An 18,685-nucleotide genomic window follows, 5' to 3' on the forward strand; every position below is an offset into this window, starting at 1 on the left:
TTAGTTAGTAATAAAATCCGGTCAAGATTTTTTAGTTTAGCTACGTCTTGCAAGGAGGCTTTTTTTGATGAACAAAGATGGCGAGTCTCTGTTATCAAACTATAATTTATTATAACAATAACTTTAAATCCTCAAGTTCATATATCCTTGGAAGAACATGCCCTTTAATAACGACCAATGGTGTCCCTTTCAGTTTGATTAGACGGCAATATTCCTGATGTTTCTCTAAAACAAAGTGAGCCTCGTCACTAACAATAACGTCCTCATTTGTCCGCTTATAATGAAACCAATGTTCCATCATTACGAAAGCTTTCTCCCATCCATCTTTTTGATATGTAGAGATTATTTTTAAAGCGGCATCCTTCCCTTTTTTATCTTTGTTGTCCAATGCTATAATCAGATTAATATTAAGATTATTGTCCATTGTTTTTACTTCTTCATGTAACTTAGCGCATATACCGCATGAAGGATTGGTTATTATCAATAAATTATTGGAAGATTCTATATTGTTGGACAATGGAGCAAAAGAAAAATAAGGTTGTACTTTTGAACTTTTATTTAATAATAGATTAAATAATTCTAAATCAGATAGTAATTCTATATTCTTATCATCTAATCTCTGTTTTCTTTTCTTTATAAACAGTAAATCCCTAAAGATTATCCAACAGAACAGACTAAATATAAAGCAAATAGCCAAACCTGTAAAATCTAAAACAGATATATTTATTGTTTTGTAGTTTATGCTGCTAACAACGAGTTCCAAAACAATTATAAGATTAACAATCATACATAAGAGACACCATTTTTTAGCAATGAAACCTTGCCAGATAATGGAAAATATAGTAAATAAAAATGCTATTCCCGAGCATATAATATATATTGAAAGAGGAGAATCAGTCAGAAATATCCCCCACAACAATGTAGAGAGAAAATAGATAAAAGATAATTCTCCGAATCCTATCCAATCGAAAAATTTTGAAACTTTGGAGTTTAATACACTGTTACAATCAACAGTTGTTCCTATCTGACAAAAGCGTTTTAATATATTTCGATTAAAATATGTTTTATAAATTATAATAGCAGACATTCCTACTCCTGAAACTTTTATTACATAGATGAGAGTTTCATAAATATTGAATGTTTGATTATTAAATATGCCAATGGATAAAATAAGAATAAAGCATATAGTGCATAAAAGGAATATATTTTCCTCTACCCAATTGATACATTGTTTAACAAAATACGTTATCCAATTTTCATTATATGTGTTCTCTCCTTTTTCACCTGCAATTACAATGCCTGTCCATATCCGGTTAAAAACATCACGGCTTATATCCAGATTACCGGATATTGGCGAATACACATTTATTTTTTCACCTATGTAATTAACAATTCCAATAGGATCTTTTTCAGTAGTAGTAAAAACAATAAATGGTGTTTCTATTTCTTCTAACTGTTCTGTTGTTAATTGGCAAACCAGATGTTCTACTCTAAGTCCGTCCAATGTATCACTAATGCCCCGTACACCATCCTTAAAGGGATGTTTGTTCAAACTGTCTTTTAATGTTTTAGCACTTACTCGAATTCCGATTTTATTCAAGTAATAGCATAGAGCCTTGTATGATTTATTACTACTGATTTCCATCACTACCTTTTGGATAACATTCAATTTCTATGTCATCAAACATGTGTCCATATGCTTGCATTATTTTCTCTTTGGCTTCTTCTGCACTTCGAGCATATGCATCACCTTCAGAAACAACACCATCAATAATTATTTTACATTGAAAAGGTGCAGGAGATAATGCTTGTACAGTAATATTCAGATCTACCTTGTTAAGTATATTTTCTTCTTTCATTTTATTCATTGGTTCTTCTTCTCTAAAAAATTATTACTATAATTTTTATACCTTTATTTAGTAGTTAGTTAGCCAGGATAGTTATATAATTCATTCGTCTTTACCTAATTGGGAAATTCTTTTAAGCAAGAAATACAGAGGTCTATCAAAATATTTCAAAACAACAGTAAAAGTACATAATGTTCGATCTGGGATATATAACTGTTCTCAAAATGATACACCTATTTTAATACCCTAACCTTTAAAAATCTCTTAATATTCTAGCAAATTCAATTATATCTTAACATTTTCTAGCTAGGATATTTACTATTCTATAATTAGTTCACAATATTTCCGATAGAACCAGATAGACAAAACAAATATATCGTTAAAATTAGTATTTATTTACTTAAATTTAATATGACAAAATATGTTATAAAACATGTACATATTCATCAACCAAACAGCATATTTATAATATAAAGTGTTAATCGTTAGTTGTTCTGTAGTTATTAGATTAACACTTTCCTTTTAGCAATTTAGAATTGGTCTAGATTATTAATACCCTTTCATTATAAAGATTTATTCTTACAATCTTTGTCCTTTATTCTTTTTCAGATTTCGATTATTATTCTGTTTTTTGTTAATCTTTTTTTCTAATTCCTGCGCCTTTGGGATTCTCGGATCACTCCAGTTTTCCTGATATTCTGTGTCAGATTTATTACTTTTCCAGAGGTACGGATACGCAAAAGTTCCGATACCATACCATTTGACTTTAGCTTTGGTTATATATCCTTTTTCTATTAGGATTTTATCCCTGATACGCATTTCATACTTACCGAATTTGACAAATTCATCGGGATTCTTGTTGCTAAAAAAGACTTTATTCTTCTCATCATTCAAAAAAACGTATAACGAGAATGGCCCGCTTCCATCTTTTGTCTTCATATTTTCCAGATAGATATAACCGCCTTCTTTTAAAGTCTGCCATTGCTCTGTTGTCAATTCGACTCCACCAATAGATCGATTTTTCGCTTTGTTTTCCGTTTGCTGTTGTATTTTTGAATGTTCTTTTTCTACCTGTTCCTGCTGTGCTTTAATATTCTTTTCAAACTCTTTTTTGAGATTTTCGAAGCTGAATTTCTTGTCAATTTGTGAACCTTTGAACGCAATACCATCGTGCCGGAACGACACACCTCCTATTTCCTTGGCTGTCCGTTTCCATTTATATTCAATCTCTATTCCGAACTTTTTCAGAGCAAAGCGCAGATCTGCCGGATTCTTACAAGTGGGTAAAACCGACTTTATCGCATCGTGGATATAGTATTTTACCTTGTCGGGGTTATCTAATTTTTCTCGTTTGACTTTGTCTTTTCCCTTACCGTAAGTCAGGTTGTATTTGTCCTTTAATTTCTTACAAACTTTGACATTTCGCTTGTAATCGTTATTGACGGAGATCAGTTTCAGGTCGTTATCGATACGGTTGTAGACAATATGCAGGTGGGGATTGTCGGTATTATCGTGCCTGACAATGATATATTGGGTGTTTTTAATCCCCATTTCCTGCATATATTCTTTGGCCAATTGGATCATGAAATTATTAGTCAGCCTGTGGCTGTCTTCGGGAGAAAAGGCAATCGGGATATGCCCGACAGGCTGCTTTATTTCTTTCCTGCCGGAACGTTGCATGGCAAAACTGCGGATGATATCCTGCTTCGTTTCCGCCCAAACACCATCTGCTTCGAGTAGGGTCGCTCCCTCATACATGACATAGGATACACAACCTTTGAACGATTTTCCCTTGATATTCTTAGCGATCATACAACAGTTTTTTGATTTGGTTCATCATAATAATAAGCTCCACGGCCGTATTGGGTAGTCCGGATTTATTCGCTTGCTTAGCTATCTGGTTGAGGTTATTCGCCATGCCCGACAGCTTGCGTATCAGGTCGAGTTCTTCCAAGGTGAAGCGGGATTTAACCTTTCCTTTCAATGTCATTTCCCGTGCGTATTGAGTAGGTTTCATTCCTAACTTGGCTGCTTTTTCTTTCACCGAATTAAAATCATCTTCGGTCAATTTCAGATTGATTGGAATAGTTAGTTTCTTCTCTCCTTTACTTGGACGACCTGTTTTTCTGCCATTCTTCTCTTTATTTTCCATAACCATTTTGTTTTAGGTTTGGAAAATCCGAGTGTATTCCGAGACTCGGGCGAGCCGTAACGGAGTCAACCAACGGGAGATGAAGTGCAGGATCGCTACACAGCTCCATCAGTCATGCGACCATCGGGAGCAGGCTGTATGGTGCTGAGCCCCCTGCAAGGGCAAGGTATTTTCGGGAGTAATTCAAAAGGATGCGCAGCGACTTTTGGGTTACCCGAAAGATTACCTTGCTCCTTTGACGACGAGAAAAAAAGAAAGAGGCGGCAGCTTCTTTGTTTTTTGATAGGGCGGCAACGTTTACACACCGGGGTGTGCATAATACCGGAAAATGGGAATCAAGCAATACCATCCGTGTATTGCCGTTTGCTCTTCAAGGGTAGGTAGAGCAGTTAGGTTGAATGGGTTTAATAAATATTCTCATTTTACTATATATTTAAGGGCATACAACATGGATACAGGCACAAATATATATTATAATTATTGTAGTTATATCATTGATAATTTGATAGGTATAACTTTGCTTTACCTTACATTTATTTGCCACACATATTGCCAATCCAACTAACTTTAGCTACTTCTGTTAGTAATATGGGTAATATCACTCATGATTTTTTAGTATCTTTGAAATATGTACCAGTCTAATGATGAACATATTCAGGAAGATGTAGCCAAGTTACAGTTTAGGGATGTTGGACAGTGTATTGACCGTTTTTCTCAGGTAAACTATCAAACGGCTTTATCAGTAAACACCAATGCAAAACCCACATCAGAAGATATTGCTCTTTTAAGAAGCAAGATACTGGATATTATCCGTAATAATCCTCCTTTGAAAAGTGTACAACGATATATGTACGATGGTAGAGAAGACTATCTCTGGTATAGTGATTTCTACGATGATATTACCAAGGAGGTTTATCATAAGTACAGGACATTTACAAAACCTCAAAATGAAATAACTCCTGCTAACTATGCTGAAGAGTTAGCTAAAATAGATTTACCTTATTTCAGGGAACTGGTAGACCTTATCAGCCTCGAACGCCTGTTGGCAAATTATCCCAATAAAGAAGCCAAGCCAAAAGAAAAAATTGAAGTAAGTAGACCTATCGATACACCCAAAGTAGACAAACAAGAAATCTCCATTGAAGAACAAGTTGTAACTGAAAATGCCAAATCGAAATCTACTACTAAAAACAAACAACAGTTCAAGAAACGTTCCTATGAGCCCAAACTGAATAACGAACAATACAAGCTACTGGCAGAATATATTGAAAAGATACGCCTGTTTCGCCGTCCCGTCAAAGCGGCACAACTCAGAAAACTCTTGTCGGGCAAACTTCCCGAAGCCTTACAGGTAACCAACCAAAAATCATTGGTCTACCTTTTTGACGAACTTTCCGCCAAAGGCTATATCAAAGGTACATGGATGTCAGTTGCCGCAGGCAACAAAGACTTTATCTCTTTCCGCAGCGAAGGCAATATACGTCGCTACGGTAGCGAAATACACTATATCCCCATCGGGCAAATGATGAATGACCGCAAACGCAGCAAGCGGGAGTTTGTTCAGGGACTCGATGATATAGACGAACTAATCGAGCTGATAGAGGAAAACCGGGAAGAATAGTTAAAAAAGCATAAGTAGCCAGTTTTGCATGTATCATCAATAAATATTGCCTCCTTTCCCAAATGCCCTATTGCGCACTGTCTATCAATACATTAATAATTAGGCATCTCCAAGCCCTTACTAGCTGACTTCCCAACTCTTTACACCTTCCTCAAAATATACATACTGATAATCAACACTATATAACTCGAACCTGTTAGCTAATGCTGTTATGTTAACAGGGCAGGTATCGGAGAGCAGGTAACTTTGCTCCTGATTCCGGAACGGGAGTATATAACCTTGTAGGCTTCTTATCCTCCGGAAGATGTATGAGTATGGGCAGAGCCAACCGCATCAGGGATGTTTGAACAGAGGTATTAGTAATTATCAGTAAAAATTATCGTATAAACATTTAAAACAAATTCTTATGAGTGAAAATTTAGAAAAGAGCAAACCGGAAAACGAAAAACCGGATGTATCCGAATTTTTAGAAGACAGCACATGAACTCCTGCATCCGCAAAGGTAAAATCTTCACGTAAGAAAGATGAGGAAGAATATACCAAGCGGTTCTTGGGCATTAATAAGGTAAAAGACTATACGCCGGTATATATCGATGTACGGATGAAAGAGAAGCTGCAAACCCTTGTTGCCTCGCTCCAACATATCGTACCGGAGATAACACCGACCATCCTGCTGTCCAATATCCTTGCCGACCACCTGTCGGTAAACCGTGAACTGATAACCCGTGCTGCCAATGAAGGCTTGAAACGTTCTTTAGCCAGCACATTTAACGAAAAAGATTTAAAAGACTAAGATTATGGAAATTGTTTGTATTGATGCATCAGCGTGGGAATTGCTGAAAAGGCAAATCGGCCGATTAACATTTGAAGTAAAGGCTTTGAGAGAGTTGTATTGCTCCAATCCCCGTGACGGCTGACTGGATTCGGCAGATGTCTGCCGGGCGTTGGGCATATCCAAACGAACGCTGCAAACTTGGCGCAACAACGGGAAGATACCTTATGCTATGCTGGGTGGTAAAGTCTATTTCAAAGAATCGGATATCAACGGGCTGCTTCAGGCAGGCATGAAACAAAAGCAGAATGGATAAGTTTATCAATTATGAGTCCGATGAGTTCAAAGAGCTCAGCCGGCAGATAGAACAAGCCCTCTGCGATGTACAGGATGTTCGTGAGAAACATCGTCCAACATTGGCAGACGATTGTTACCTGAGTGGAGAGCAGGTGATGGAGTATCTCCATATCTCGCCCCGTACGCTTCAAAGCCTGCGTGATAAGCGGATAATCTGTTATACGACTGTCGGAGGCAAGATACTCTATCCCGAAAAAGAGTTGGAGGATGTATTGCATCGGAACTATCGTTCTCCCGAACTGCCTTTTTAATTATCTAACGGTGGACAAATAAGATGAAAACCGATAGGAATAGGAAAAGTAAAATGTATATGCAGAATCTAAGGGGAGGGAGTTGAAGTTGCCCACATTCTAAATCAAAAAACAAGCATTCCTGATGTTAATCAGGGGATGCTTGTTTTGTTTTTGATGCTATGCGTCATCGTCGGGGTGAGTCGTTTCGTTGCAGGGGATTTTCTCCCTTTGTTTCGCAGGTCGGGTGAACGGACAAGTCTCAGAGCGAGAATACAACCCGGTAGGGTGGAGATTCGAAGATCAGACCCGTAGGGCTCCGGACTTGACTGCTTCATCCCCTGCGGAACGACCTTTCGCCTGCTACGGAAACGACTCGCTCCGACCTGTTTAATTTTACTCCATTTATTAAATCCTATTTTCGCATGATGTAATTTGCCGGATTAACCGGATTATTCTCCCTCTTTTTCCGGATAAACATCGCTTTTTGTTTTTTACCGATATGTTTGATATTTCTGTAATCTGACTCATCCCTGTCGGTATCGAGCTGGTATGTGTCTCCAATCTTATCTGTTAGTGCCGCCATGTCCTTACTGATCTTTTCGTTGGTTATTTTGGCATAGATTTGTGTGGTGGTAATGCAAGAATGCCCGAGCATCTGTGAAACGGTTTCTATGGGTACACCCTTTGACAAACAGACGGTTGTGGCAAACGAGTGTCTGGCCATGTGTGAGGTAATCCGTTTGCTGATACCACATAATTTAGCGATACGTTGCAGGCATCGGTTCATACTATCGCTAAAAGTGGGAACAGGAAATATATAATTATTTTTGGCAACTAAGCGATATTGTTCAATCAGCCGTTTAGCTACAGGAAGTAGCTTTACATAGAAAGTGGCATTGGTTTTCTTGCGCTTGGCTATCAACCACAATTCGCCATCGAAAGAAGTCTGTATATCATCGAAGGTCAGTTTCTTTACATCAGAATAAGCAAGCCCGGTAAATGCGCAAAAGACAAAAATATCCCGAATCTGCCGCTGCTTGTATCGGCGAAGTTCCACAGACATAAATCTTTTGAGTTCATCTTCGGTCAGATAACCTCTGTCTCGGGTTTTGGCTTTGAATCGGAATCCGGCAAAAGGATTGACCTGCACATAGCCTTTGCGTTGAGCTATCAGCATAATTTGCTTGAGTTTGGTAACGGCGGTAAGCAAGGTACTTCCTGCCAGCTTGCGTTCTTCTAATAAGTAAGCATAATAATCTTCGATAAACTGAGGTTCTATTTCCTTGATGGGGATATCAGACAAATTGTATCTATCCCTAAGAAACATCTCTACACGCTTGCGGTTAATCAATAGTTGTTCGTAAGAGCCTTCGGTACGGTCTTTACCGACACGCTTGGCATAACTTTCGTAAAACTCATCGGCTATAGAGAAAAAAGTGCGGTAATCATCTCCAAAACCCAGATAAGCGTTCTTGACCTTTTCGGCTGATACAAAATTATCCTTGTCGCAGATATGTTGGTACTGCTTGCCGATTTGGGTTTTGATGTTGTCCAACTTCTGATTGATCTTTTGGGCTTCGAGGCTTTTGCCTGAGGCTTTATTTGCCTTGGTGTCCCAAAGTGAGGGTTTGATGTTTAGCTTACAGCTAAACTGGGCGATACTACCATTGACGGTGATTCTCCCCATAACGGGTGCTTTGCCGTCGGGTTTCAGATTGTTCTTTTTCAGGTAGAACAGAACCTTGAATGTACTTCTTGCCATAACTCTGATTTTTAAGTTACAAATTTAGTTTGTTTAGAGTTATCCGGCACTATGCAAAATTACGCAAACTGCTGTATAAAAGCACATTAAATAACAAAGTCGAAATTTTGCTCAGGTAACGACTTGGTAACTGAACTCGCCGCCAACTTTGCTTTTTTATGCGTTTATTCCCAAAATATCAAAAAGAACCATTGTTATAATCCGCTGATTACGTTCTTGTTACCTTCTTTTGCTTTAGCTCTCTTAAATGTCTGCTGTTTCTTTGAGATAACTATTCATCTTTTGATTGCTCAATACAGGGAGTAAAACACCTCTCTTCTGGCAAAGTGGATGGTCTTTATACTTCTCAATAATCTCCAATGGAACATCAAGCAATGGCACGTTACACATGATTCCGGTTTTATGCCTTTCCTTTCGTATCCATAGGTTTCCGTCATTATCAGCAATGATATGTTCTTCTTTTAATTCGGATACATCTATGAAGGCGAGTCCAGTCCAACACTGCACTAAAAATACATCCCGCACCAGTTCTAATCGTGGAATATCAAATTCTTTTGTGCGTAGTGTTTCCAGTTCTTCTTTGGTTAGAAACTCTTTGTTTACTTCTTTTTCGTGGAAACGGATATTGCCAAATGGATTCTTTTGTATCCAATCGTAGTTCACCGCAATGTTCAGTACTTTCTTTACTACCTTCATGTAACGGATAACTGTATTTTCTTGCAATCCCTTTTCGGCTTTCAGAAAGTGGATGTAATCATGAATCATACCGTTAGTGACTTCTTTTAGCGGAATATCTTTTCGTTGATATTGGCTTTGGCTCATTTCCCGAAAATACTTCAAACAGGTATCAAAACGAGAGATGGTTACTTTGGCGTAATCTTTACCGATTAACTCCCTGCACTTGTCGTTATGCTCCTGAAATACCTGAAAGAACATTTTGTGTTCTTCATCCAGTCCGAGGAACTTCCGCTTTATTTCCATAGGGTTGATTAGCTTGCCTTCTTCCTCCATCTTGCGGTGGATTTCAAACAAACGGAGTTTTACAGATTCCAGATAACGGTTAATTTCCAACGAAGCGGCATCTTTGCCCATACATCGTTCTTTGTTCTGATTCCAAAGATTAGGCTTTACAGCTCTCTTTAGCTGTATTTCTGATAATTGCCCTGCGATTGAGATTCGCAACATGATAGGATTCTCTCCTGATTTCAACGCTCGTGTTTTCCGAATAAAGAAAAGCACATTAAAAGTCTGTCTCATACTCTAAAAATTAATGGTTTAAAGATACTTGAACCATGCTTAATAGAGAATCTTAAACGATAAGACAATCAGCGACTTAAGGCGCAATTCGTGGACACTTTTTTACGTGGATAAAATTGTCCACGATTTAGCCCGAGGGAACTGCCTAATTTTGCTAAAAATGAAGGATTTCTTGGAAAAAGTAAATCCCTGAAACGTTTTATTTTCAGGGATTTACCAAATTTGAAGTCTTTTAAAAGTGGTGCCACCAGGAATCGAACCGGGGACACAAGGATTTTCAGTCCTTTGCTCTACCAACTGAGCTATGGCACCAATACCGTAGTTTTGTATACTTGTTTATGTTTGCGTGTGCAAAGATAGGACAATTTTTATACTATCCAAAAATATAAGAAAAATATTTCATCTTACAGATCAGATAAAAGTGCTGAATAGCTATAAAGAATTACTTCATGATAAACGATCTTATCACATCTTCCATTACCTGTTCCATATTCTCTTCAGCCCTATCCATAGCTTCTTCTAAAGACATACCTCCGGAGGTAATACTAAAAATATCGTCAAAACCGAGATCATTAAAATCCCCTATATCCCCAAGTACACAACCGGCAACAGCTATCACTTTCTTTTTTTTCATCTTTGCGATCCGTGCCACACCATAGGGTGTTTTCCCATATCGGGTCTGAGAATCTATAGCTCCCTCGCCTGTAAATACAATGTCTGCTTGCTTTATAGCTTCATGTAAACCGGTATAACGGGCAACCAGATCGACACCCCCTTCGAGGCGAGCATTCGTAAAAGCCAGTAATCCGGCACCCAAACCACCCGCAGCTCCGGCTCCGGGAATATCCTTTACTTCTTTACCTAAGTGCCCTCTTATTACGTGTGAATAATGGTAAAGTGCCTCATCCAATATTTTCATCTCAGCGTCGGTAGCTCCCTTCTGAGGGCCAAAAACAAATGATGCACCTTCTTCTCCACACAACGGATTAGTAACATCACAGGCAACTTCTATAGCTGTATCAGCCAACCTTTCATCGACTGATGAAATATCTATCTTATATAAATCTGACAAAGCAGCTCCGCCAAATGGCAGCTCTACGCCTTCTTTATTCAAAAATTTGACCCCTAACGCCTGAGCAAAACCCGCTCCACCATCATTAGTGGCACTCCCTCCTATTCCGAGTATAATTTTCCGGATGCCCTTATCCAAACAGGCTTTAACAAGCTGTCCTGTACCATAAGTAGTAGCAATAAGCGGATTGCGTGTATTCTTATCCGTTAAGTGTATTCCACTGGCCGAAGCCATTTCTATAACGGCAGTATTACCATTCCCTAAAATCCCATATTGAGCCAATACAGATACGCCAAGAGGCCCAATAACCTCCAATTCATATAACCGTCCACCCGTAGCATCCACCAACGATTGCATAGTACCCTCTCCCCCATCAGCCATAGGTATTTTTATACATTCGGCTGTAGGTAATACTCTTCGTATGCCACGCTCCATAGCCTCACAAGCCTGTTTAGCTGTCATCGAACCCTTAAAAGAATCGGGAGCTAATACAAATACAGGATTTCTCATAAGATACTGTATATTAAAACAGGATATTCAATTTTAACTAAAATGTAACGAAAGTAATGGATTCTCACTGTTTTTGATTCTTCATTACTTTTCTTTAATTACCGCGACTTTTAATTCTTGAGTAGAGAGTCGTTCCGAAATGACAATAATCAAAACTATTTTGACTAAAGTCTTTCATCTTTTTACCCTGTTATCCTCCAGCTAAAGCAGGAGGCAATCCCGGATTTTAACTAAAATGTAACGAACAACGTTCGACAGAGCAAAGCGGAATCAATGTAACGGATTTTACCTATTTACACATTTGTTACTTCCCCATCTTATAACACGCTTGTTATCTTCTCTGTATAGATAAAGTATTACGAATTTGTTAAATCTCTTCCCCAAGCGAATTCCAGCCCTGCGCCTTCAATTCTATCTCGCCACCATCACGCGTTTCGAGCACAAGCCCGTATGCCTCTTTAGTGATATGTCCTATCACATGCACCCCTTTCATCTTCGATACTTTGTCGTGCAGATAAAGCGGTACGGTGAATAACAGTTCATAATCTTCGCCGCCATTCAGGGCGACAGTAGTCACATTCATATTGAACTGCTCGGCCATCATAGCCGTCTGATAGTCGATAGGGATGCGCTCTTCAAATATGCGGCATCCTACCCCGCTCTGCTTACAGATATGTTTCAGTTCGGAAGATAAACCATCCGAAACGTCGATCATTGATGTAGGAACAATTCCTTCCTCAGCAAGAAAGCGGACAATATCCTTACGGGCTTCCGGTTTCAATTGACGTTCGAGCAAATATTCCTTTCCTGTAAAGTCGGGCTGAAAATCAGTCTTACCGTCATATACAGCCTTTTCGCGTTCCAATAGTTGAAGCCCCATAAAAGCGGCTCCCAGATCACCCGAAACGCAAATCAGATCGGTATCTTTCGCCCCGCTGCGGTACACTATCTTACCTTCCTCGCCCTCACCTATGCAAGTAACGCTGATAGTAAGTCCTGTAAGCGAAGCGGAAGTATCGCCACCTACGACATCCACACCGTATTCTTCACAGGCCAGATATACGCCCTCATAAAACAGATCGAGATCCTCAACCGAAAATCGTTTAGATATACCAAGCGAAACAGTTATTTGTTTCGGCTGCCCGTTCATGGCACAGATGTCCGAAATATTAACCACTGCCGATTTATATCCCAGATGTTTCAGCGGAACATACATCAGGTCGAAGTGTATGCCTTCAAGTAACAGATCGGTAGTGATAAGTGTTTTCTTATCACCGTAAGACAATACCGCAGCATCGTCCCCTACTCCTTTTTCGCTACTCTTGTTTTTGAGTTCTATATTTTTAGTCAGGTGATCTATCAATCCGAATTCACCCAGTTGAGCTATTTCTGTCCGTTTCATTTATTTATTTTGTTATGATAAAGCAAATTTACTCTTTTTTTACCATATCTTCAGAAAAAATATTTCTCCCTTTCCGAAACACATATTGTAACATTTCTGTTTTTTGTACGTCAATCTATTTATAGATTGATAAAAAACATAACCATACCTTATTTATGAAAACAACAAGCACCATTATTTCAGCCCTGCTCCTGATCTGCATCACCTCGTGTACACCAAAAGCATCAAAAGACGAAATAAGAATTGTAAAAGCGACTTCCGATACTGTGGATATCAGGGACGGAAAATTTTTCAGGGAAAAAGCGTGGACTATAATGCCCGACATAAAACCTGACGTATATACATCGGTAGGTGGTGGCAAGAAAGTTACTTTTTATACCGATATAGACTCCATATCGTTCGATGTGGAAGAGAATCAGACATATGACTTTGTTATCCTGCGCAATGGTACCGATTCGGCATGGACGCAGATAAAAGTGGAAATGTCGTATCTCACTAAATTGAAGAATGCAAAGGAATACAACTATTCCGACCAGCGCCCGATACCCGAATGGACTTACATGTCTTCCGATAATCCTGACCTGAAAAAACTAAGGGCTGAATACAAATTGGATTCGGTAGCCGGAAACGGTGATGAAATCTCAAAAATAATGAACCTGATGTACTGGCTTCACGACCTCGTACCTCACGATGGAAGCAGTTCGAACCCTTCACCACGAAATGCTATGAACATCATAAAGGTGTGTAAAGAACAAAATCGGGGTGTCAACTGCCGTATGCTTGCCACAGCGCTCAACGAATGTTATCTGGCTATGGGCATCAAGTCACGCTTTGTTACCTGTATGCCAAAAGAGCTGGAATTTGACGACTGCCATGTTATCAATGCTGTATATTCAAACGATCTGGGTAAATGGATATGGATAGACCCGAGCTTTGCAGCATACGTGAAAGACGAAAACGGCGTGTTACTCGGCATACAGGAAGTACGCGAACGCCTGATAGACGGCAGGCCATTGGTACTGAACGAAGATGCTAACTGGAACCATAAAGAGAAACAGACAAAAGAATATTATCTGGAGACGTATATGGCTAAAAACCTTTACAGGCTCGAATGCTCTCCTGAGAGTAAATACAATATGGAAACAAGGACAGGCAATGAAGACGCTGTATATGTACAGCTTCTACCGCTGGATGCTCTGAACCAATCGCCTCAGAAAGACGTTAAGGAGCAAAAGAAAAGGATGTGGATCGATTATAAGACAAATAATCCTGATCTGTTCTGGGTAAAACCGAAATAGAAAAAATAATGAAGATGTGCCAAAAGTATTCATCTGCTTCATTGCCAGCTTTATCAGTCGCAGGTCACATATTAAAGTATGCTCCCGTCCTCTTGAGAATCAATGGCTTCTAATCTAACGTGAGTTCAATATAAAAATAGTATGTAATCAATTTTTTTCCAAAATATATGATGTAAACTTCGTGCCCTTTGTGGTTTTTCTTTGTATCCTTTGTGGTAAAAGAAATAAGATTTAACCACAAAGAGCACAAGGTTTTACACAAGGCTCACAAAGAAAATATATAACTAGCTGATATTTAGATACTATTATTTCGAACTCACGTTAATCTAAACACTTTTTGAATACTTCTCATTAAAATGCAAAAGAGACTGCCCCTTATACTTGTGGGACAGTCTCATATTTTATCAGATATAAAAACTTTATTAGTTCAGCCTTTTTATCACCTCCTGCATGATGAATGCCATTTTCGGCTGAGCTATTTTAGCAGCTTCCTGTACATCTTCGTGTGTCACTTCCACTATCTTGCCAATAACGCCTATATCGGTAATAATAGAGAATGCCATTACTTTCATGCCTGCATGATTGGCTACTATCACTTCGGGCACTGTAGACATACCCACTGCATCGCCGCCAATAATACGGAACCAGTTGTATTCGGCAGGTGTTTCGAATGTAGGCCCTTGCGTACCTACATATACACCATGCTGAAGTTTAATATTGTTTTCAGAGGCTATTTCTTTCGCCATTTTCTGAAGATCTCTGTCGTACGCATTACTCATATCCGGGAAACGCGTGCCCAGTTCTTTGTAATTCTTGCCGCGAAGCGGATGCTCAGGGAATGTATTGATATGATCGTCGATAAGCATGATGTCGCCTATATCGAAGCTGCCGTTCATACCTCCTGCTGCATTCGACACAAACAGGTATTTGATACCCAGAGCCTGAAACACACGCACAGGGAATGTTACTTCCTGCATAGTATAGCCTTCGTAATAATGGAAACGTCCCTGCATGGCAAGCACATCTTTACCTCCCAGTTTTCCGAAGATAAGTTTTCCACTGTGTCCTTCTACTGTCGAAAGCGGAAAATTAGGGATGCTTTCGTACGGAATTTCTTTTTTGTCACTTATTTCATGTACAAGTTCTCCCAGTCCTGTACCCAATATAATAGCAATGTTGGGAACTACTGCTACTTTACCTTTTATAAAGGTTGCGGTTTCTTGAATTCTCTCTAACATGTTTAAATATTTTTTCTTTAAATTCTGTTTCTTTATCCATAAAGGCGACCTCGATAGGCAGATAGTACAAATGCTCTTTTATATCGTCGTCTATGTCGTCTCTCAGCACCAGCCGCGCGGCATCTTTTTCGGTTACCAGAATAATTTTATCATCTGTATTTATACTTCTGAATCGTTCTGAAATATGCTTTATATCTTTTTCCCTGAAATTATGATGATCGGGATAGGTCAGTATATCTATTTCGGTAGTATATTCCGAAAGCTTGTTTATCATCATTTTAGGCGAAGCTATTCCGGTAGCCAGCAAGATATGTTTGCTTCTGAGGCTATCTAATGTTAGATTTTTATTCTCGCTTTCAAATACAGATATAAGATTTTTATATGTAAACGATGTAAAATAAAGCCCTTGGTAAGGAAACGCATTTATATCGTGTGAAATAATGCGGAAGTCGATCGGTTGCAGGTCTTCGGGGCACTTGGTTACCAATATTATATTGGCATTCTCAAGGCTCGACGCCGGTTCTCTGAGCCTGCCTGCCGGAAGCAATGTGTCGTCGTACACAGGACGATTGAAGTCTGACAATATAATAGTATATGACGGCTTCACATAACGATGTTGGAAAGCATCGTCGAGTAATATTATTTCGGGAGGATTGTCCAGCGACAGCAGTTCTTTGATCCCTCTTCGCCTGTTACCGTCTACAGCTACAATAGCATCGGGGTATTTTTGTTTTATCTGAAACGATTCGTCTCCTATTTCGAGACTAGTGGAATGGGGTGTGGCAAGTACAAAGCCTTTCGACTTACGCTTATATCCCCTGCTGAGCACTCCTACCCTGTATTTTTCCTGCAACAGGTTTACCAGATACTCAGTGTGCGGAGTCTTGCCTGTGCCGCCTACAGTGATGTTACCGATGCAGATAACAGGAACATCGAACTCCTCGTGTTTGAGTATTCCCCAGTCGAAGAATTTGTTGCGTATATATACAATCAACCTGTACAGCCATGAAAAAGGCAGCAACCATTTATTGATATGCACAGACGGAATTTTAATCATCCGATAAATATAGTTATTTTATTTCAGAAATATCATTTTGATAGGATAAGTTCGGTACAAAATAATCGAACATACCTGTGGTGCATCTAGATAATTTATATCTTTGAAACAAGGAAGAGAAAAGAAATTTAAGAACCCAGAGAAAAATACCCCATGAAATTTACACTTCACGACAAAGCAAGATTATACGCATTTATGCTCCTCTTATCATTACTTGCCACATCCTGTGGACAACAGTCCCGGCAAAGTGAGATTACCACAGAGGCAAATGCCGAAATTGATAAAATCATCAACGACTCCAAGCCTCTGACATTCAACAACCCCGATTCGGCTATACAGGCATTGCAGCAAGTCTTAGCCCACGATAAAGACAAACTGTCTGCAAAGCAAACCATAGAAGCGAATATGCAAATAGGATTGGCATACTCTATAAAAAAAAGAATTAGATGCTAGCGATTCCATATATCAACAGTGCCTCAGTATAAAAGGGATCGAAGAAGATACCATCAACAAAGCTTCCATATATATCAATATAGGTATCAATCAGAATAAAAAGGGAAATACAAGAGATGCTATAAAATATTACAGGATGGCTGAATCTACTGTAGCAGGGCATGTTAAAGCCAGTGATTACGTGGACAGGATAAACAACAATCTGGGGCTGTCTTTTCAACGAATGGAAAAGCTCGATTCGGCTCGCTACTGTTTCGAACAGGTGCTTAATGCAGCTGTCAGAAAAGGGAATAAAGAGTACGAGGCAAATGCTTTACTGAATATAGCAAACATCCTCATTCGCTTTAAAGAATATGAGCAGGCCGAACAAAATCTCAGAAGAGCTCTTTCGATATATGCAGAAACTGGAAACAAAAATGGGATGCGCATGGCCAATACCAATCTGGGTACGGTATTAGTACAAACTGAGCGCTTTGACGAAGCATTACAAGCTTTTAGGGATGCCGAGGAAATAGCCGTAGCAAGTGGTATGCCGGCTAGTCTGGCCGTCATATATCACAACGAAGGAGACATATATTTCAAGAAAGGGCAATATGCCGAAAGCCTGCGCTTACTCGATAAATCGTTGGCTATAAAAGAACAGTACAAAGACTCAATGGGTCTGGCACGTTCATACAATGCAAAAGCTGGTGTGTATAATAGACTAAGGCAATACGATCACTCATTGACCTATGCTAGTGATGCTATGGGTATAGCTCGGCGAGCCGACAATGTAGATCTAATGATCGATATATACGGCAATACCTTATCAGCATTAGTCGGGCAAGGCAAATGGAACGAAGCTGTGGAAACATTAGATGCACGCGATATACTTCGTGACTCAGTATTTGTGAAAGAAAAATTTGCAGCCATCCAGGAACTGAAAGTAAAATACGAAACCGAACAGAAAGAACAAAAATTAGAAACGGCACATAAGACCATCAGGCAACAAAAAATCATGTCCATCTTATTTCTAATAGCCTGTGTTTCACTGATTGCCCTGTTCTTTATCTATTATTACTTCCAGCGCAAAAAAAGGCAAGACCACATCCGCATCGTCAAGCAAAATGAAGAATTATCAGAGTATATAGGGCGAACACACAAAACCAGAGAAGTTCTGCCGGAAGATTCCGATACAGGAAAAGCCGAAAACGGGAATGGGGTAAGGCACCTCGCAGAAATACTGTCCGGACTAGAGCAACTCTTCGACCACGAAAAGATATACCGTACGCAGGGGCTCAACATAAATGTGGTAGCCGACAAGCTTGCCACCAACCGCGACTATCTGTCGAAAGTTATAAACAGCAGCCTGGGTAAAGGATTCAACGAGTATGTCAATTTTTACCGCATCGAAGAGGCCAAAGAAATACTCAAAGCACAGTGCAACGGTCAACACACAGCCTACACCATGCAGCAAATAGCCGAAAAAGTGGGATTTGCGGGCACATCGCCCTTTTATACAGCCTTCAAGCAGATAGTAGGAGTTACACCCGGCGAATATAAAAAGACACTCAAACATATAAAACAGTAAGCAGTTAACAGTAACTCATCGGCAATAATTCTCAATTTGTTATTAATATCCCTTTTTATCCAACAAAAATGTCCTGATTGGTAA

Annotated in this window: 16 protein-coding genes, 1 tRNA gene and 1 pseudogene; 7 read left to right on the forward strand and 11 right to left on the reverse strand. The window is 39.3% G+C overall.

The window, feature by feature from the left end; all coding sequences use genetic code 11:
* Window positions 1-109 precede the first annotated feature (109 nt).
* The 4 genes from M2448_RS13960 to M2448_RS13975 form a co-directional block, all read right to left on the reverse strand.
* On the reverse strand, window positions 110-1,645 hold the full coding sequence (locus tag M2448_RS13960; RefSeq protein ID WP_280646949.1) for a vitamin K epoxide reductase family protein: 1,536 nt from the start codon (window positions 1,643-1,645) through the stop codon (window positions 110-112).
* Window positions 1,632-1,868 (reverse strand): hypothetical protein, encoded by a 237-nt coding sequence (locus tag M2448_RS13965; RefSeq protein WP_280646950.1) that lies wholly within the window; start codon window positions 1,866-1,868, stop codon window positions 1,632-1,634. Before M2448_RS13965 ends, M2448_RS13960 begins: the two co-directional genes overlap by 14 nt.
* 558 nt (window positions 1,869-2,426) lie before the next feature.
* Window positions 2,427-3,659, reverse strand: a complete 1,233-nt coding sequence (locus tag M2448_RS13970; RefSeq protein WP_280646951.1) for a relaxase/mobilization nuclease domain-containing protein — start codon at window positions 3,657-3,659, stop codon at window positions 2,427-2,429.
* Window positions 3,649-3,999 carry a MobC family plasmid mobilization relaxosome protein gene (locus tag M2448_RS13975; RefSeq protein WP_280646952.1) on the reverse strand — a complete coding sequence of 117 codons (351 nt, stop codon included), beginning with the start codon at window positions 3,997-3,999 and terminating at the stop codon, window positions 3,649-3,651. The genes M2448_RS13970 and M2448_RS13975 overlap by 11 nt, the downstream gene beginning before the upstream one ends.
* A 628-nt stretch (window positions 4,000-4,627) precedes the next feature.
* Here M2448_RS13975 and M2448_RS13980 point away from each other — a divergent pair.
* The 4 genes and pseudogenes from M2448_RS13980 to M2448_RS13995 all read left to right on the forward strand — a co-directional run bounded on the left by M2448_RS13980 (window position 4,628) and on the right by M2448_RS13995 (window position 7,000).
* Window positions 4,628-5,620 carry a hypothetical protein gene (locus M2448_RS13980; protein WP_280646953.1) on the forward strand — a complete coding sequence of 331 codons (993 nt, stop codon included), beginning with the start codon at window positions 4,628-4,630 and terminating at the stop codon, window positions 5,618-5,620.
* A gap of 517 nt (window positions 5,621-6,137) precedes the next feature.
* Window positions 6,138-6,413, forward strand: a pseudogene (locus M2448_RS13985) (DUF3408 domain-containing protein); the annotation flags it as partial.
* Window positions 6,414-6,537: 124 nt separating this feature from the next.
* The gene (locus M2448_RS13990) at window positions 6,538-6,708 is read left to right on the forward strand and encodes a helix-turn-helix domain-containing protein (RefSeq protein ID WP_280646998.1); all 171 of its coding nucleotides are present in this window, start codon (window positions 6,538-6,540) and stop codon (window positions 6,706-6,708) included.
* Entirely contained in the window at window positions 6,701-7,000 is a 300-nt protein-coding gene (locus M2448_RS13995) for a helix-turn-helix domain-containing protein (protein WP_280646954.1), read from the forward strand. Before M2448_RS13990 ends, M2448_RS13995 begins: the two co-directional genes overlap by 8 nt.
* A 394-nt stretch (window positions 7,001-7,394) precedes the next feature.
* On the opposite strand, the gene M2448_RS14000 is transcribed toward M2448_RS13995, so the two are convergent.
* The 5 genes from M2448_RS14000 to thiL all read right to left on the reverse strand — a co-directional run bounded on the left by M2448_RS14000 (window position 7,395) and on the right by thiL (window position 12,985).
* Window positions 7,395-8,744, reverse strand: coding sequence for a site-specific integrase (locus M2448_RS14000; RefSeq protein WP_280646955.1), 1,350 nt, complete (start codon window positions 8,742-8,744; stop codon window positions 7,395-7,397).
* A gap of 243 nt (window positions 8,745-8,987) precedes the next feature.
* Complete coding sequence (locus M2448_RS14005; protein WP_280646956.1) at window positions 8,988-10,001, reverse strand: site-specific integrase; 1,014 nt, start codon at window positions 9,999-10,001, stop codon at window positions 8,988-8,990.
* Window positions 10,002-10,240: 239 nt separating this feature from the next.
* A tRNA-Phe gene (locus M2448_RS14010) sits at window positions 10,241-10,313 on the reverse strand.
* Window positions 10,314-10,443: 130 nt separating this feature from the next.
* The gene (locus M2448_RS14015; protein ID WP_280646957.1) at window positions 10,444-11,583 is read right to left on the reverse strand and encodes a glycerate kinase; all 1,140 of its coding nucleotides are present in this window, start codon (window positions 11,581-11,583) and stop codon (window positions 10,444-10,446) included.
* A 367-nt stretch (window positions 11,584-11,950) separates the two neighbouring features.
* The gene (gene thiL, locus M2448_RS14020) at window positions 11,951-12,985 is read right to left on the reverse strand and encodes a thiamine-phosphate kinase (RefSeq protein WP_280646958.1); all 1,035 of its coding nucleotides are present in this window, start codon (window positions 12,983-12,985) and stop codon (window positions 11,951-11,953) included.
* Between the two features lie 155 nt (window positions 12,986-13,140).
* Here thiL and M2448_RS14025 point away from each other — a divergent pair, with 155 nt between their 5' ends.
* Entirely contained in the window at window positions 13,141-14,283 is a 1,143-nt protein-coding gene (locus M2448_RS14025; protein ID WP_280646959.1) for a transglutaminase-like domain-containing protein, read from the forward strand.
* Window positions 14,284-14,705: 422 nt separating this feature from the next.
* Here M2448_RS14025 and M2448_RS14030 read toward each other — a convergent pair whose 3' ends face one another.
* Together M2448_RS14030 and lpxK are read right to left on the reverse strand one after the other, a co-directional pair.
* Window positions 14,706-15,521, reverse strand: a complete 816-nt coding sequence (locus M2448_RS14030) for a purine-nucleoside phosphorylase (protein ID WP_280646960.1) — start codon at window positions 15,519-15,521, stop codon at window positions 14,706-14,708.
* The gene (gene lpxK, locus M2448_RS14035) at window positions 15,478-16,578 is read right to left on the reverse strand and encodes a tetraacyldisaccharide 4'-kinase (RefSeq protein ID WP_280646961.1); all 1,101 of its coding nucleotides are present in this window, start codon (window positions 16,576-16,578) and stop codon (window positions 15,478-15,480) included. Before lpxK ends, M2448_RS14030 begins: the two co-directional genes overlap by 44 nt.
* Before the next feature lie 153 nt (window positions 16,579-16,731).
* Between lpxK and M2448_RS14040 the strand changes: the two genes are divergently transcribed.
* Window positions 16,732-17,031, forward strand: coding sequence for a hypothetical protein (locus tag M2448_RS14040; protein ID WP_280646962.1), 300 nt, complete (start codon window positions 16,732-16,734; stop codon window positions 17,029-17,031).
* A gap of 136 nt (window positions 17,032-17,167) precedes the next feature.
* Complete coding sequence (locus M2448_RS14045) at window positions 17,168-18,601, forward strand: tetratricopeptide repeat protein (protein ID WP_280646963.1); 1,434 nt, start codon at window positions 17,168-17,170, stop codon at window positions 18,599-18,601.
* Window positions 18,602-18,685 lie beyond the last annotated feature (84 nt).

The organism is Dysgonomonas sp. PF1-14, assembly GCF_029892965.1.
In the GTDB taxonomy this organism is placed as follows: domain Bacteria; phylum Bacteroidota; class Bacteroidia; order Bacteroidales; family Dysgonomonadaceae; genus Dysgonomonas.